At 73.2% G+C, this 15,964-nt stretch carries 13 protein-coding genes and 1 pseudogene; 7 read left to right on the top strand and 7 right to left on the bottom strand.

All coding sequences use genetic code 11. The features are described from left to right. The first annotated feature begins 21 nt into the window (after positions 1 to 21). From ACGFYH_RS06375 to fxsA, 3 genes are all read left to right on the top strand, one after another. Positions 22 to 1,626 (top strand): amidohydrolase, encoded by a 1,605-nt coding sequence (locus ACGFYH_RS06375; RefSeq protein ID WP_393801984.1) that lies wholly within the window; start codon positions 22 to 24, stop codon positions 1,624 to 1,626. 526 nt (positions 1,627 to 2,152) lie between these two features. Next, a complete protein-coding gene (locus tag ACGFYH_RS06370) occupies positions 2,153 to 3,040 on the top strand; it encodes a polyprenol monophosphomannose synthase (RefSeq protein WP_393801983.1) in 888 nt (295 codons plus the stop codon). Positions 3,041 to 3,093: 53 nt separating this feature from the next. Further along, positions 3,094 to 3,666: an FxsA family membrane protein gene (gene fxsA / locus ACGFYH_RS06365; protein ID WP_393801982.1), complete on the top strand. Its 573-nt coding sequence runs from the start codon at positions 3,094 to 3,096 to the stop codon at positions 3,664 to 3,666. A 102-nt stretch (positions 3,667 to 3,768) separates the two neighbouring features. On the opposite strand, the gene ACGFYH_RS06360 is transcribed toward fxsA, so the two are convergent. The 4 genes from ACGFYH_RS06360 to ACGFYH_RS06345 form a co-directional block, all read right to left on the bottom strand. Continuing rightward, the gene (locus tag ACGFYH_RS06360) at positions 3,769 to 4,143 is read right to left on the bottom strand and encodes an RNA polymerase-binding protein RbpA (protein WP_003977404.1); all 375 of its coding nucleotides are present in this window, start codon (positions 4,141 to 4,143) and stop codon (positions 3,769 to 3,771) included. 279 nt (positions 4,144 to 4,422) lie between these two features. Further along, complete coding sequence (locus tag ACGFYH_RS06355; RefSeq protein ID WP_393801981.1) at positions 4,423 to 5,766, bottom strand: MFS transporter; 1,344 nt, start codon at positions 5,764 to 5,766, stop codon at positions 4,423 to 4,425. A gap of 53 nt (positions 5,767 to 5,819) precedes the next feature. Next, positions 5,820 to 6,587, bottom strand: coding sequence for a glycerophosphodiester phosphodiesterase (locus tag ACGFYH_RS06350; protein WP_393801980.1), 768 nt, complete (start codon positions 6,585 to 6,587; stop codon positions 5,820 to 5,822). After that, positions 6,584 to 7,234, bottom strand: coding sequence for a YitT family protein (locus tag ACGFYH_RS06345; RefSeq protein WP_393802297.1), 651 nt, complete (start codon positions 7,232 to 7,234; stop codon positions 6,584 to 6,586). Before ACGFYH_RS06345 ends, ACGFYH_RS06350 begins: the two co-directional genes overlap by 4 nt. A 173-nt stretch (positions 7,235 to 7,407) precedes the next feature. Between ACGFYH_RS06345 and ACGFYH_RS06340 the strand changes: the two genes are divergently transcribed. Next, positions 7,408 to 8,907, top strand: a complete 1,500-nt coding sequence (locus tag ACGFYH_RS06340) for a PLP-dependent aminotransferase family protein (RefSeq protein ID WP_393801979.1) — start codon at positions 7,408 to 7,410, stop codon at positions 8,905 to 8,907. Between the two features lie 289 nt (positions 8,908 to 9,196). Here ACGFYH_RS06340 and ACGFYH_RS06335 read toward each other — a convergent pair whose 3' ends face one another. Both ACGFYH_RS06335 and ACGFYH_RS06330 read right to left on the bottom strand, forming a co-directional pair. Continuing rightward, positions 9,197 to 10,984, bottom strand: a complete 1,788-nt coding sequence (locus ACGFYH_RS06335) for a hypothetical protein (protein ID WP_393801978.1) — start codon at positions 10,982 to 10,984, stop codon at positions 9,197 to 9,199. 52 nt (positions 10,985 to 11,036) lie between these two features. Continuing rightward, complete coding sequence (locus tag ACGFYH_RS06330) at positions 11,037 to 11,231, bottom strand: hypothetical protein (RefSeq protein WP_393801977.1); 195 nt, start codon at positions 11,229 to 11,231, stop codon at positions 11,037 to 11,039. Between the two features lie 201 nt (positions 11,232 to 11,432). Between ACGFYH_RS06330 and ACGFYH_RS06325 the strand changes: the two genes are divergently transcribed. Both ACGFYH_RS06325 and ACGFYH_RS06320 read left to right on the top strand, forming a co-directional pair. Continuing rightward, the gene (locus ACGFYH_RS06325; protein ID WP_393801976.1) at positions 11,433 to 11,825 is read left to right on the top strand and encodes an ankyrin repeat domain-containing protein; all 393 of its coding nucleotides are present in this window, start codon (positions 11,433 to 11,435) and stop codon (positions 11,823 to 11,825) included. Between the two features lie 332 nt (positions 11,826 to 12,157). Further along, the gene (locus ACGFYH_RS06320; RefSeq protein ID WP_393801975.1) at positions 12,158 to 13,576 is read left to right on the top strand and encodes a HEAT repeat domain-containing protein; all 1,419 of its coding nucleotides are present in this window, start codon (positions 12,158 to 12,160) and stop codon (positions 13,574 to 13,576) included. Between the two features lie 113 nt (positions 13,577 to 13,689). On the opposite strand, the pseudogene ACGFYH_RS06315 reads toward ACGFYH_RS06320, so the two are convergent. After that, a pseudogene (locus ACGFYH_RS06315) lies at positions 13,690 to 14,994 on the bottom strand (MFS transporter); the annotation flags it as partial. 211 nt (positions 14,995 to 15,205) lie between these two features. Here ACGFYH_RS06315 and ACGFYH_RS06310 point away from each other — a divergent pair. After that, positions 15,206 to 15,901, top strand: a complete 696-nt coding sequence (locus ACGFYH_RS06310) for a GntR family transcriptional regulator (protein ID WP_393801974.1) — start codon at positions 15,206 to 15,208, stop codon at positions 15,899 to 15,901. The last annotated feature ends 63 nt before the right edge of the window (positions 15,902 to 15,964 follow it).

Genomic DNA, 15,964 nt, shown 5'->3' with positions numbered 1-15,964 from the left:
GGGAGGGGCGAGACTGGGTCCATGAGTGAGTCCACCACCCCGCCCACGACCGTCCTGCTGCGCCGCGGCGAGGTCCACAGTCCCGCCGACCCCTTCGCGACGGCCATGGTCGTCGAACGCGGACAGGTCGCCTGGGTCGGCTCCGAGGGTGCCGCGGACGCCTTCGCGGACGGGGTGGACGAGGTGATCGACCTGGACGGTTCCCTCGTCACCCCGGCGTTCACCGACGCACATGTGCACACCACCGCCACGGGTCTCGCCCTCACCGGCCTCGACCTGTCCGGCGCCCCCGACCGGGCGGCGGCACTCGCTCTCGTACGGGACTTCGCCGCCGCCCGCCCGGACGACCGCGTGCTCCTCGGCCACGGCTGGGACGCCGCCCGCTGGCCCGACGGACTGCCCCCGACACGCGCCGAACTGGACCGCGCCACCGGTGGCCGCCCGCTCTATCTCAGCCGTATCGACGTCCACTCGGCCGTCGTCAGCACCGCCCTGCTCGACCTGGCGCCGGGTGACCTCGCCCGCGGGGACGGCCCGCTCACCGGCGACGCCCACCACGCCGTACGCGCCGCGGCTCTCGGGGCCGTCACCCCCGCCCAGCGCGCCGGGGCCCAGCGCGCCGCCCTCGCACACGCCGCCTCCCTCGGCATCGGAACCGTTCACGAATGCGCAGGCCCGGAGATCTCCTCCGAGGACGACCTCACCGGTCTGCTGCGTCTCTCGGCCGCGGAGCCCGGGCCGCGGGTGATCGGCTACTGGGCCGAGCAGGACGTCGACAAGGCGCGGGAGCTGGGCGCCGTCGGGGCCGCGGGCGACCTCTTCGTCGACGGCTCCCTCGGCTCGCACACCGCCTGTCTGCACCAGCCGTACGCCGACGCCGGCCACACCGGCACCGCGCACCTGGACACCGCAGGCGTCGCCGCGCACGTCGTCGCCTGCACCGAGGCCGGGCTCCAGGCGGGCTTCCACGCCATCGGCGACGCCGCGGTCACCGCCGTCGTGGACGGGGTGCGCGCTGCCGCCGACAAGGTCGGCCTCGCCCGCGTCCGCGCCGCCCGCCACCGCGTCGAGCACGCCGAGATGCTCACCCCGGAGACGGTCGCGGCCTTCGCCGAACTGGGCCTGACCGCCTCCGTCCAGCCCGCCTTCGACGCGCTCTGGGGCGGCGAGGGCGGCATGTACGCCCAGCGCCTGGGCGCCGAACGGGCCCGCGCGCTCAACCCCTTCGCGGCCCTGCTCCGCGCCGGCGTGCCACTCGCCTTCGGCTCCGACAGCCCGGTCACGCCCCTCGACCCGTGGGGCACCGTGCGGGCCGCCGCGTTCCACCGCACGCCGGAACACCGTGTCTCCGTCCGCGCGGCGTTCACGGCGCACACGCGCGGCGGCTGGCGGGCGACCGGCCGCGACGACGCGGGCGTCCTGGTGCCGGGCGTGCCCGCGGACTACGCCGTGTGGCGTACCGGCGAACTCGTGGTCCAGGCCCCGGACGACCGGGTGGCGCGCTGGTCGACCGACCCGCGCTCCGGCACCCCCGGCCTGCCCGACCTGACCCCGGGCCGGGACCTGCCCGTCTGCCTGCGTACCGTGGTGGGCGGACGGACCGTCTTCGTACGGCCGGGCGAGTGATCTGGACGCCCGACGGGGCGATGATCTTCGCCTGGCCGCGACCTGCTTGTCCTCTGCGCTGACCTGCGGGTTGACATCAAAGGCGCAGGTCGAACGACTGTTGACAGGCGATGGCGGGAGGCCGGTAGGTTCGGCCGAGTCCACCACCGGACGCCCGACCGGGGAACCTTCCGCGCACGCGTCGCGGTGCCGCTGCGTCAGGGACGGTGTGCCCGCACCGGGGCACCGCCACTGGGAGCCAGGCTCAGCGCTCGCACCGCGACGAGGGAACGTTCCGGCCGGTCGGGAGGTGTGACCCGGGTGGGGCCCGGGCGCTCAGTAGACAACGGCTTTGGTCGACCCGCAGCCGGCGGGTCCCGGGCCGGCCCGAAGGGCGCCGGGCCCCCATCCGCAGCACAAACGGCCTGAATCGGCCATCCCTACCCCGGTCCTGGGGAAACGACACCACCGTACGGCTGTCCTGTCACGTCAGTGCAGGCCGCGGCGATTATGGTGTTCCTGTGCGTACGGACACGAAGGGGCAGTGGTGAACGACGGCGACGGGACGCCCGCGGCTGCGGGGCGGGGGAAGCGGTTCGGCCCCCTGGGCACGGCCTTGGTGATCATCCCGACCTACAACGAGGCGGAGAACATCAAGGCGATCGTCGCGCGCGTGCGCGAGGCGGTCCCCGAGGCGCACGTTCTCGTGGCCGACGACAACAGCCCCGACGGCACCGGCAAGCTCGCCGACGAACTGGCGGTCGAGGACGACCACGTCCAGGTCATGCACCGCAAGGGCAAGGAGGGACTGGGCGCCGCCTACCTCGCGGGCTTCCGCTGGGGCCTGGAGCACGGCTACGGCGTGCTGATCGAGATGGACGCCGACGGCTCCCACCAGCCCGAGGAACTGCCCCGCCTGCTGACCGCCCTCAAGGGCGCCGACCTGGTGCTCGGCTCCCGCTGGGTGCCCGGCGGCCGGGTGGTGAACTGGCCCAGGTCCCGCGAGTTCATCTCGCGCGGCGGCAGCATGTACTCGCGGATCGCGCTCGATCTGCCGCTGCGTGACATCACCGGCGGCTACCGCGCCTTCCGCCGCGAGACCCTGGAGGGGCTCGGCCTCGAAGAGGTCTCCTCGCAGGGCTACTGCTTCCAGGTCGACCTCGCCCGTCGGGCGCTCAAGGCCGGTTATCACGTCGTCGAGGTGCCGATCACGTTCGTCGAGCGTGAACTCGGCGACTCCAAGATGAGCCGCGACATCCTCGTGGAGGCCCTCTGGCGGGTCACCACGTGGGGCGTGGGGGAAAGGGTCGGCAGGGTCCTGGGCCGCGACAGGCGGACCGGCACGGCGGCCGGCGGGCAGACCGCTTCCGGCGGCGAGCCGGCGGAGGCCGACGACGAGTCGGCCAAGGCGTCCGACGGGAAGGCCCGACCGTGACGCCCGGCCGGCCTCTTATGCCGCACTGAGCCGGGGCCAGGCACACTGGGAGTATGACGACTGGCGCCCAGACCCCCAGGTCCCCCGCCCGGCCTCCGCGCTCACGGCTGCGCGCCCTCCTGCCGCTGTGCGTCGCCGCGTGGCTCGTGCTGGAGATCTGGCTGCTGGTCGTGGTCGCGGGAGCGACCAGTGGCGTCGTGGTCCTCCTGCTCCTGGCCGCCGGCGTGGTCCTCGGCTCCGTGGTCATCAAGGCGGCGGGCCGCCGTGCCTTCCGGAACCTCACGCAGACGCTCAACCAGCAGCAGTCGGGCGTCCAGCCCGAGACCCGCCCGAACAGCGAGGGCAACGGCCTGATGATGCTGGGCGGGCTCCTCCTGATCCTTCCCGGCCTGATCTCGGACGCGCTCGGCCTGCTCATGCTGCTGCCCCCGGTGCAGAAGGCCGTCAGCCGCTACGCCCAGCGGACCGTGGAGCGCAAGCTCCGCGACGCCGGACCGGGCAGCCTCGGTGACGCCTTCCGCCAGGCCCGCATGCACCACCCGGACGGCAGGGTCGTCCAGGGCGAGGTCGTACGGGACGAACCGGACGACGCCCCGCAGGATCCCCGCCCGCCGCTGACGCGCTGAGCCTCAGGCACCGCCCGGCACACACGGCAAAACCGCGGGTGCCGTACAAGAAGCTCTTGTACGGCACCCGCGGTTGTTCGGTCGGTCGCCTAGGGTTTCCCGCTACGCACTCTTGCGGCTGTCTCGCGGATGGACCGCGATGTTCATCGCGCCGGAGCGCAGAACGGCCAGCCGCTCCTCGAGGACCTCTTCGAGTTCCTCGCGGGTGCGTCGCTCCATCAGCATGTCCCAGTGCGTACGCGCGGGCTTGGCCTTTTTCTCCTCGGGGCCGTCGCCGTCAACCAGGAGTGCCTGGGCCCCGCAGACCTTGCACTCCCACTCCGGCGGGATCTCCGCCTCGACCGAGAAGGGCATCTCGAACCGATGCCCCTTCTCGCATGCGTACTCCACGGCCTGGCGCGGGGCCAGGTCGATGCCGCGGTCCGTCTCGTAGCTGGTCACCACGAGGCGCGTGCCGCGAAGAGCTCGCTCACTCATGAATCGTGCCTCCCGGGCTTGTCGCCCACAGGACAGGTGTGTCGCTGTCGTCGTCATCCGGTCAACGTCCGGGCGGCGGTAAAGATTCCCGTTCCGACTCCCGATCCGGGTCCTGCGTCGCCGTCGCAGCCGCAGCCTTGCAACCAGTGCAGTACCCGCCGACGTCCGGTTTGTCACCTCTGCTGGCAGATATGACATAGCGATTCGGCACCTTTGACGCGCAGTAACGGTACGCCTGGCAGGCCAAACGCGTACACTACAGCCCTTTCGCGCCGAGTGCTAAATCCTTTCGGGTACCGGGTTGCCCGCGTCGCCGATCGCCCGCCGCACGGAGACCCGCGCGAGCAGCACGAAGCCGATGACGAAGAACGCCACCAGCGAGATGGCGTCCCGGTAACTCCCGGTCAGCTGGTAGGTGAGCCCGAAGAGCAACGGCCCGAGCCAGCTCATCCCGCGGTCGCTCAGCTCGTACGCCGAGAAGTACTCGGCCTCCTTGCCGGGCGGGACCAGGTGGGAGAACAGGGACCGGGACAGCGCCTGGCTGCCGCCCAGGACCAGCCCGATGCCGGCGGCCAGCACGAAGAACCACACCGGCGCCCCGGACGGCAGGAAGTACCCGGCCGCGAGGGTCACCGTCCAGGCGACCAGCGAGCCGAGAATCGTGCGCTTGGCCCCGTACCTCCGGGCGAGCCGGCCGAGTGCCAGCGCGCCCGCCACCGCCAGGATCTGGACCAGCAGTACCGCCACGATCAGCGTGGACTGTCCGAGGTCCAGTTCCTCGGAACCGTAGACCGAGGCCTGGGAGATCACCGTCTGGATGCCGTCGTTGTAGACCAGGTACGCCAGCAGGAACGCCAGGGTCAGCGGGCGGCGGCGCATGTCGCGGACGGTCGCCGCGAGCTGCCGGAACCCGGGCAGCGCGGCCTCCCGCGCGGGAGCGCGCCGGTCACGCAGCCGGCGCAGCGGGACGAGGGCGAAGGCACCCCACCACAGCCCGGCCGATGCCAGGCAGACGCGGACCGCCGCGCTCTCGCTCAGCCCGAACGAGTCGTGGCCGGTGTAGAGGACCAGGTCGGCGACCAGCACCAGGGAACCGGCCGCGTAGCCGAAGGCCCAGCCCCGGGAGGAGACCGCGTCGCGCTCCTCGGGCGGGGCTATCTGGGGCAGATAGGAGTTGTAGAGCATCATCGCCACCGACTGCGCCGCGTTGGCGACGACCAGGAGCAGGCCGCCCAGCAGATAGCGGTGGCCGTCGAGGAAGAACATGCCGGTCGTGGCCGCGGCACCGGTGTACGCGGCGGCGGCCAGCAGGGGCTTCTTACGGCCGGAGCGGTCGGCCACGGCACCCACCAGGGGCATCACCAGCACGGCCACGATCACCGAAAGCGACACCGAGTACGCGAAGAACGACCCGGCGCGCACCGGTATGCCCAGTGGATGGACGTAGCCGTCGGCGTCCGCCGCCGATTCTGCGACCGACGTCAGATAGGGCCCCAGGAACACGGTGAGGACGCTCGTCGAGTAGACCGAGCACGCCCAGTCGTAGAAGTACCATCCGCGCTGTTCGCGCCGCCGCTCGTCGGCTCCGTCGGCCGCGTCGCTGTGCAGGGTGCCGGTGCCCACCCGTGCCCTCGCTTCCCCGTGAACGCGCACCGCCCCCGGGGCGCGACGACGTCTCATGCCCAGACGCCGCGGTCCTCCATGACCTTGCGCAGTGTGTCGATGTGATCGGTCATGATGCCATCCACTCCCAGGTCCAGAAGCCGGTGCATCCGGTCCGGATCGTTCACCGTCCAGACGTGCACCTGGAGCCCGCGCGCGTGGGCGGCGCGCACGAAGCGGTGGTCCACCACCGGGATGCCCGACCGGGCCTCGGGAACCTGAGCCGCCAGCGCCGAGCGGCGCAGCGCGGCGGGCACGCCCCACGAGCGAAGCCGCAGCCCGAGGACGCCACGGGTGCCGTACGAGGTGGCCAGGCGCGTGCCGCCCATCCGCTGCGCGCGGACCACGCGGGCCTCGGAGAAGGAGCCGACGCAGATCCGGTCCCAGGAGTTCGTCCGCGTGATCAGCTCCAGGAGGGGCCGCAGCGCGGGCTCCGCCTTCACGTCGATGTTCCAGCGCACCTCGGGAAAGACTTCCAGAAGCTCCTCGAAGAGCGGCACCGGTTCCTCGCCCGCCACGCGGGCGTGGCGCACCTTCTCCCACGTCAGGTCGGCGATCCGGCCGGCACCGTCCGTCACCCGGTCCAGGGTCGCGTCGTGGAAGGCGACGAGCTTCCCGTCCCGCGTGGCGTGCACGTCGGTCTCGATGTACCGGTAGCCCGCCGCGACCGCGCGGCCGAACTGCCGCAGCGTGTTCTCCAGGCCGTCGGCCGATCCGCCCCGGTGGGCGAAGGCGATCGGGCCGGGATGGTCGAGGTAGGGGTGGCGTGTCGGGGTGGTCACCGAGGCAGTATCGCGCGCCCCGGCCGACCGGTGGCAGCCACCGTGCTCACCTCCGGTGCCGGGGGCACGGCGAAAGCGCGCAGGAACACCTGGGCGAGCGGGCCGATCGACACGGCGTAGAGCAGGGTGCCGGGGCCGACCGTACCGCCGAGGGCGAAGCCCGTCACCACGACGGTGATCTCGACGGCGGTCCGCACCAGGCGCACCGAGAGCCCCGTGCGCTGGTTCAGCCCCGTCATGAGGCCGTCGCGCGGGCCCGGACCGAACCGTGCGGCGATGTACAGTCCGGTCGCCGCGCCGTTCAGGACGATGCCCGCCGCCGTCATGGCGATGCGCGGGGTCCAGCCGTGGGCGTCGGGCGCGACGGTCAGCGTCGCGTCCATCGCGGCGCCGATCACGAGCACGTTGGAGACCGTGCCGAGGCCGGGCCGCTGGCGCAGCGGGATCCACAGCAGCAGGACCGCCGCGCCCAGGATGGTCAGCACCACCCCCATCGACAGCCCGGTGTGCTCGGCCAGGCCCTGGTGCAGCACGTTCCACGGCTCCAGACCGAGCCCGGACCTGACCAGGAGCGCCGAACTCGCGCCGTACAGCACGAGACCGCCGTAGAGCTGGGTGAGCCGCCGTGCGAGACGTCGTTCCCGCAGTCCGGACCGCCCGAACCGCCCGGGCTCCCCCGGCTCCCCGGCCTGCTCGGCCTGACTGGCCTGACTGGACAAAACGTGCCCCCTGTGTGGTGGTAGTGGCCTGCTGCATGACACCCTGTGGCTTGAGGGGCAGAGCCAACCATGGCCAATTCGGGGAAGGTGGACTGATTTTCATGGCACAGTGGACCTCGGCCGTGGGGGCGGGTCAGCTGGCCCGGCTGCTCGGCTCCCAGCAGGACCGCCCGGCCGGACCCGGCACCCGCCGCCCACCCGCCTATCGGGCGCTTGCCGACGGCATCCGGCTGCTGGTCCTCGAAGGCCGCGTACCGGTCGCCGCCCGGCTGCCCGCCGAGCGTGAGCTGGCCCTCGCCCTGACCGTCAGCCGCACCACCGTCGCCGCCGCCTACGAGGCGCTGCGGGCCGAGGGCTTCCTGGAGTCCCGGCGGGGCGCGGGCAGCTGGACGGCCGTCCCGGCCGGCAACCCGCTGCCGGCGCGCGGTCTTGAGCCCCTGCCGCCCGAGGCCCTCGGCTCGGTGATCGACCTGGGCTGCGCGGCGCTGCCCGCACCCGAGCCCTGGCTCACCCGCGCCGTGCAGGGGGCCCTCGAGGAGCTGCCGCCGTACGCGCACACCCACGGCGACTACCCGGCCGGACTGCCCGCGCTGCGCGCGATGATCGCCGAGCGGTACACCGCGCGGGGCATCGCGACCATGCCCGAGCAGATCATGGTCACCACCGGGGCCATGGGCGCGATCGACGCCATCTGCCACCTCTTCGGCGGGCGCGGCGAGCGCATCGCCGTGGAGTCGCCCTCGTACGCGAACATCCTCCAGCTGATGCGCGAGGCCGGGGCCAGGCTGGTGCCCGTCGCGATGGCCGAGGGGCTCACCGGCTGGGACGTGGACCGCTGGCGCCAGGTGCTGCGCGAGGCCGCACCCCGCATCGCCTATGTCGTCGCCGACTTCCACAACCCCACCGGTGCGCTCGCCGACGACGACCAGCGACGCCGGCTCGTGGACGCGGCCCGGTCGGCGGGGACGGTCCTCGTGGCCGACGAGACCATGAGCGAGCTGTGGCTGGACGACGACGTCGAGATGCCGCGCCCGGTGTGCGCCTTCGACCCGGCCGGGTCCACCGTCGTCACCGTCGGCTCCGCGAGCAAGGCCTTCTGGGCCGGGATGCGCATCGGCTGGGTCCGAGCCGCGCCCGATGTGATCCGCAGCCTGGTCGCCGCGCGGGCGTACGCCGACCTGGGCACCCCCGTGCTGGAGCAGCTCGCCGTGAACTGGCTGTTCAGCACGGGCGGCTGGGAACAGGCCGTGACGGTGCGCCGAGAACAGGCCCGGCGGAACCGCGACGAGCTGGTGACGGCGGTCCGGCGGGAGTTGCCCGACTGGGAGTTCGAGGTGCCCCGGGGCGGACTGACCCTGTGGGTGCGGACCGGGGGCCTGTCGGGCTCCCGGCTCGCCGAGGCGGGAGAGCGGGTGGGCGTACGCGTTCCGTCGGGGCCGCGCTTCGGGGTCGACGGCGCCTTCGAGGGCTACGTCCGGCTGCCGTTCACCGTGGGCGGCGCGGTGGCCGAGGAGGCGGCGGTCCGACTGGCCGCGGCGGCCCGGCTGGTGGAGAGCGGGGGTGCCGGGGGCGGCGAGGCGCCGCGGACGTTCGTGGCCTGAGCCTGCCCGGCGGATCGGGCCATGGGAGACGCACCGGCGCCGATCGGTGCCGGGGGGACGAGTGGAGTCCGGCGCGTCCGGCTGCTCGGGCCGGGGGCGCCGACGCGCCGCGTCGACCACCGGCGGCGACGCGGCGGACCGCCGTGCCGCACCCGCGTCCGCGCTGTGGCCCGCCGGAGGGGCCGCGGCCGCCGGCCCCGCGGGAGCGGGCGCGGGCAGCACGCGGACTCGCGGCGTACCCGTGGCGGAAGGCCGGGGCGCGGCGGGTGGCGCCGCCCCGGCCGCGGTGTCAGGAGGTCTCCGCCGCGACCGCCTTGGCGGGGACCGTCTCGGCGGGAGCCGGTTCGGGGGCCGCCTCGGACGCCGTCGTCTCCACAGCCGCCCGGGCCGGCTCGGCCTCTGCCGCGGCCTCCTCCGGCTCGCCCGCGATGACCGCCGGGACGTCGTTCTTCTCCCTGGACAGGACCTTCGGCTCCGCCTCCGCCTCCGCCTCCGCCTCCGCCTCCGCCTCTGCCTCGGCCTCTGCTTCCGCCTCCGGGGGGAGGGGCGCCTGCTCCCCGTCCGCCGGTGTCGTGCGCGGTGGGAGCAGGTCGAGCACCGCCTGCCGGTGTGCTTCGCCCGTCGCGTCGTCGTAGGGGTCCGGGGTGGCCGGGACCTGGAGGCGGTGCACCGGTCCGGTGCCCAGGCGGGCGTATCCCCGGCCGGGCGGAACCTGGTCGACGGGTGTGGTGTGCGGCGGAGCGCCCAGCACGGTCGTCAGCTCGTCCACCGTGGCCGGGCCGAGGACCACACGCGCGCGTGTGTGCTGCCGTACGGCGTCGGTGAGGCCGTCCAGGGCGTCCAGCTGGTCGGCGACCACCACGGTCACGTTCGCGGCCCGGCCGTGCCGCAGCGGGATCTGGAGCAGGGACTGCGGGTCCCGCCGGCCGCCCGTGGCGGCGAGGTGGCTGAACGCGGTCGGACGGTCCACGAAGACCCACAGGGGCCGCCGGGTGTCGTCCGGCGCCGCCAGGCCCTGCTGGCGGGCCCGGTTGACGGCAATCAGCCGCCGTTCCGTCTCGGCGGCGGCCCACTCCAGGCTGGTCAGCGCGCCGGTGAGACCGCACTCCACGGCCAGGACGCCGTCGCGGCCGACCAGGCAGGCGTACTCGCCGGTGCCGCCGCCGTCGACGATCAGCAGGTCGCCGTGGTGCAGCGCCTGGAGCGCGACGGAGCGCAGCAGGGTGGAGGTACCGGTGCCCGGCCGGCCCAGGACCAGCAGATGGGGCTCGGTCGAGCGGATGCCGGTGCGCCATACGACCGGCGGTACGTCCCGCCGCTCCACGCCGTGGGTGAGCGGGAGCGTGCGCCGGACCCGGGTCGGGTCGGTGAAGCCGAGAACGGTCTCGCCGGGGGCCGTCACGAAACGCTGGGCGGCGATGTCGGTGGGCAGCGCCGCGAGCACGTCGACGGAGAGGTGGTTGGCCTCCTCGTCCCACGTGAAGTGGTACTCCCGGCCCCGGCCGGACTTCGCGGTGAGCAGGTGCTCGATCCGGGCCCGGGACTCGGCCTCCCCGTCGGTGAAGTACGCGGGGTAGCGGATCACCAGATGGGCGAAGCGTCCGCCGTCGTCGAACTCGTACGCCGGGAACGCCTTCTCCCAGCCGCCGCCGTGGGCGTACAGGGGGTCGGGGTCCTCGGCGATCGAGAAGTAGGGGACCAGCGCCTCGTAGAGCGACTGCAGGCGCCTGGTCTGAGTGTCGTCGGGGCCCTCGGGCGCCGGCGGGGTGCGTTCCCTGCCCTGCCAGGCTGCCGCCGCCATCAGGACGATGACGGCGAGCAGCGGGCCGTACGGCACGAGCGCCACGACCAGTACCACCGAGGCCGCCAGGAACAGCAGCGCGCCGCGCCGGTCCTTGGGGGTCTCGGTCCATCTGCGCCGCGCGGCCGCGGCCAGTCGGCGCAGACCGCGGGCGATCGTGATCAGCGGCTGGAGGACGTCGGTGGCGCTGTCGGCCGCCGTCCGGGCCAGCTCCCGGCTCCGGGCGAGCTGTGCGCCGCCGTTGCTCAGAATGCGGGGGAGGGGCCGCCGGGCCACTGCTGCCTCCTGGAGGTGCGTACGTGCGGATGTCGGGCGGGGGAGCGGGCCGTCAGAACCTGATTCCGCCGAGGAGGCCCGCCAGGCTCTCGCCGCCTGCCTTGATGCTCGGGGCGATGGCGGTACTCGCGAGGTAGAACCCGAACAGGACCGCGACCAGCGCGTGCGAGGCCTTGAGGCCGTCCTTGCGGAAGAAGATGAAGACGACGATGCCGAGCAGGACCACGCCTGAGATAGAGAGGATCATGTGAGTTCTCCTGGTTCACGGGGACAGTCACCATGAGTACTTCCAGGCTCACAGCATGTATCCATACGATAAAAGGTGCAAATGGGGGAAATTCTTCGGAAATACCCCAGGTGGCTCAGTGGTCCTTGGGCCGGTCGAGTGCTGCGCGAGCCAGTACCCTGGCGATTCGCCCGACGTTCGTAGTGAGAGGTGGTCCGGCCGATGAGTGAAGTCCCCGACCCCGGGGTCGTGGAGCTGGCGACCAGGATCTTCGATCTGGCCCGGCAGGGACGGACCGAGGAGCTGGTGGCGTACGTGGACGCCGGTGTTCCGGCCGACCTCACCAACGACCGGGGCGACTCCATCGTCATGCTCGCCGCCTATCACGGCCACGCCGACGCGGTGCGCGCGCTGCTCGCCCGGGGCGCGGACGCCGACCGTGTCAACGACCGGGGGCAGACTCCGCTCGCCGGGGCCGCCTTCAAGGGCGAGACGGAAGTGACCAAGGCGCTTCTGGAGGCCGGCGCCGATCCCGCGGCGGGCACTCCGTCGGCCGTCGACACGGCGCGCATGTTCGCCCGGACGGACCTGCTGGAGCTGTTCGGAGCCCAGTGACCGGACGGCGGAGCGGACCTCGTCCGGGTTCACTCCATATTTTCTGACCAGGGGAAACACCGAAAACGGGGGAGGCGGTACGGGGCCGCCGAAATTTCGGTCGCGGCAGATGTGACCGCCGGGCCATCATGACGACGTGGTTCACGGACGTGATGGCCGGGCAGATGTTGCCGCACCGCGCGGGCCGTGACACAGCCCGCAAGGGCCACCGACGAGAGGCAGGAACATGGTCTTCAGCAAGCAAGAGACGGCGGGCGCTCCGACGTGTTGGCGCACGGCCAGGTAACGCGTGCTCCCCGGTTGCGTCGACGCTTGATGTGAGGCTGTTTCCCATGTTCGATCCGGTCATAGCGCCCAGCGGTACGCTGCTCGGCCTGCTTCAGCGGGGTCGCGGCGACGGCACGCTGCACGCGCTCACCGCTCCGCGCGCCGAAGCGCTCGCGGCCCTGAACCACTGTGTGCTCCACGACCCCCGCCACGACTGGCAGGTCGAGAACCGTTCCCTCTACTACGCCCGCCTCTATCTCGACCTGAACGGCGAGCTGGACGCGGTCGAGGCCCACCTCTTCGGCCCCGAGGACATCCTGGACGCCGACGAGTCGCGCACCGGGCTGGCCCTCGCGGTCCTCGGCCACCTCGCCTCCTACGGCAGGCTCGACGCGCTCCAGCTGTTGCGCAGGTACGCCGCCCACGGCGTCAACTGGGCGTGGGCCCTGGACGAGCTGGCGCTGCGCGACGACGACGCCGGTCTGCGCGCCCTCGCCGCGCCGGTCCTGGCCCGCTTCCCGCGCGATCCCGAGGGCGAGGCCGAGCTGGCCGTCGCCGTGCGGGACGCCTTCGAACTCCGCCCCTGGCGCCTGTGGGCCGACGATCCTCGCGCATCGATCGCCACGCGCGTGCGTGCCGCCCAGGAGAGGGGCTGTTTCGACCGCTGGCAGCGGCAGCTGGACTCCACCGGGCCGCGTCCGGGCTGGAGTGTGCGAGCCGTGTTCGAGTGGGCCGAGCAGGGCGTCGAGCGCGGGACCCCGCTCCATGTGCCGGCCGCCCGCTGCCTCACCGCTGTCGCCGGCCCCGAGGACCGGCCCGAGATCGTCGAGGCCGCGCGGTCCGGCACCGAGGGCGCCCGCTGCACCGCCCTGCGCTACCTCGCCGACAGCGATGATCCGGCCGTCCTCGACCTGGTCGAGGGCGCCGTGGCCACCGGCTCGGCTCCGGTCGTGGAGGCCGCCGTCGCCGCCTACGAGCGCATGCGCGGCACCGCCGCCGTCGACCGGGCGCGCGGCTGGGTGCACCGGCCCGATGCCCTGGGTGCCGCCGCCGGACGGGTGCTCGCCTGCCGGGGCGCCGCCCAGGACCGCGATCTCGTGCTCGCGGTGCTGCGGGAGGCGGTACGGGGCGAAGGCCCCGACGCGCCGACCCTGTGGACCCTCGTCGACGGCACCGGACGGCTCGGCATCGCCTGCGCCGCCCCCGTACTGCGCCACATCTACCGCGAGACCGCCTCCTCCCACCTGCGCGGCCGGGCCGCCCGCGCGCTGGCCGCCACCGATCCGTCCTTCGCGGCGGGATTCGCCATCGAGTGCCTGTGGGACTGCGAGGAGACCACCCGTGAACTCGCCGCCCGCCATGCCGAGACCGGCGACAACCGCGTCGTCGAACGGCTGCGCAGGCTCGCCGCGGACCCGGCCGAGGAGGACGAGGTCCAGACGGCGGTGCGCAGCCGCTTCGGACCGGACGCGCCCGCCGTGTGAGAGCCGGTTCGGGCGGGCGCCGACCAAGCCCGCACCGGCGCCCGCGGGCCGCCCGCCCGGTGTGGGGCGGGTGCCGGGCGGCGCCCTCCGCCCTCTCCTCGTGGCGAGGACGTGTCCGCTCCGCGTGTCTCCGGCAGCCCCAGCAGGGCCAGCGCCGCGATGCCGTAACCGATGGCGCCGAAGACCAGCGCGCCGCCCACCCCCCCGGCTGTCGGCGAGGAAGCCGACCGTGGTGGGGAAGACGGCGCCCACGGCGCGCCCGGTGTTGTAGGTGAAGCCCTGACCCGCGCCCCGTACCGCCGTCGGATACAGCTCGCTCAGGTACGAACCGAAGCCGCTGAAGATGGCCGACATGCAGAAACCGAGCGGGAAACCGAGTACCAGGAGCAGGGTGTCGGCGCCGCCGGGGATGTTCGCGTACGCCAGGATGCACAGCGCCGACAGCAGCGCGAAGAGCCAGATGTTGCGCCTGCGGCCCAGCACGTCGGTGAGATGACCGCCGGTGAGGTAGCCGATGAAGGCGCCCGAGATGAGGAACGTCAGGTAGCCGCCGGTGCCGACGACCGACAGGTCGCGCTCGTCCTTCAGATACGTCGGCACCCAGGTGGCGAGGGTGTAGTAGCCGCCCTGGACACCGGTGGAGAGCAGGCTCGCGAAGAGCGTCACGCGCAACAGGCCCGGTGAGTCCGCCGTGCCCGGCTTGAAGATCGCCGGCGAAGGGGGTCTTCCCGGCCTCCCCTTCCCGGGCCTCGGCGGCCCGAGGCGCGTCGTGGACGCTGCGGCGCACCCACACCACGAGCAGCGCCGGGAGCGCGCCCGTCCAGAACATGACGCGCCAGGCCAGGTCGTCCCCGGCCGGCGAGAACACCAGCGTGTACACGACCACCGCGAGTGCCCAGCCCACGGCCCAGGAGCTCTGGACCGCGCCGAGCGTACGTCCCCGGTGCCTGGCGCTCGCGTACTCGGCGACCAGGACGGCCCCCACCGCCCACTCGACGCCGAAGCCGAGGACCTGGAGTGCGCGGAAGACGAGCAGCGTCTCGTAGTTGGGCGCGAAACCGCAGGCCACCGTGAACACGGCGTAGGTGATCACGGTGAGCAGCAGCGCCCTGACCCGGCCGACACGGTCCGCCAGCACACCCGCGAGGGCGCCGCCGATGGCCGAGACGACGAGTGTGACCGTCGTGAGCAGACCGGTCTGGCCGCTGTCCAGACCGAAGTACGCGGCCAGCGCCACCATGGTCAGCGGCAGGGTGAAGTAGTCGTAGGAGTCGAGGGCGTAGCCGCCGAAGGCGCGGCGGCCCCGCGGGCCGAGGGCGCGCAGCCAGCCGAACGGGCCCGTCCTGCGCGGGGCGTCCGGCCGTGCCGGGCGGACGGGTACGGGCGGGCGGAGCCTGCGGTGGAGGGGGTGTGCTCATGGTGCACCTCTGCAGTGGGGAGGACGGAGGGTGCTGGTCGAGTGAGCTGTGCGGTGCCGAGCGGCGGCGTGGCGTGCGGCGGCGTGGCGTGGCGTGGCGTGGCGAGCGGAGCGGGCGCCGTGCCGGGCCTTGACGGCACCGAAGGGGATCGTTCAACGATCCCTCAATAACCCCGTTGTTTCGTTCTGGTATCTGCGATTGAATTCCGGGCATGGCAGAGCAGTTGACGGGACTGGCCGACGACCGCGCCCTCCTGGGCCGGACCAGCACCGCCGAGCGGGTCTCGGACATCCTCAGGAGCCGGATCGCCGAGGGCTACTTCCCACCGGGGACCCGCCTGTCGGAGGACAGCATCGGCGGCGCCCTCGGCGTCTCCCGCAACACCCTGCGCGAGTCGTTCCGGCTGCTCACGCACGAACGCCTGCTCGTCCACGAGCTGAACCGTGGCGTCTTCGTCCGCGTCCTGACCGTCGAGGACGTCGAGGACATCTACCGCACCCGCGCTCTCGTCGAGTGCGCCGTGGTCCGCGGCCTCGGCGAGCCGCCGTACGCCCTGGACGGGCTCGCCGAGGCGGTGGAGGACGGGCGGAGGTCGGCCCGCGAAGGTGACTGGAAAGCCGTGGGTACGGCCAACATCCACTTCCACCGGGAACTGGTCGCCCTCGCCGGCAGCGAGCGCACCGACGAACTGATGCGCAGCGTCTTCGCCGAACTGCGCCTGGCCTTCCACGTCGTGGACGATCCGCGCCGTCTGCACGAGCCGTACATCGCCCGGAACGCGGAGCTCCTCGCGACCCTGGAGACCGGCGACCGGGAGACGGCCGCACGACTGCTCGCGGTCTACCTCGAGAATTCGCTCAAGCGTGTCGTGGAGGTCTACCTGCGGCGGGTCGGCGACGACGGGTAGCGACGGCGGGTAGCGACGGCGGCGGGACCGGGCGGTACGGCGGCCGTCGGTCCGTGCCGCCGG

The organism is Streptomyces sp. NPDC048392 (assembly GCF_043200575.1).
GTDB lineage: Bacteria > Actinomycetota > Actinomycetes > Streptomycetales > Streptomycetaceae > Streptomyces.
Note: the sequence above shows the minus strand (reverse complement) of the source record. Positions and strands in the feature narration are given on the sequence as shown.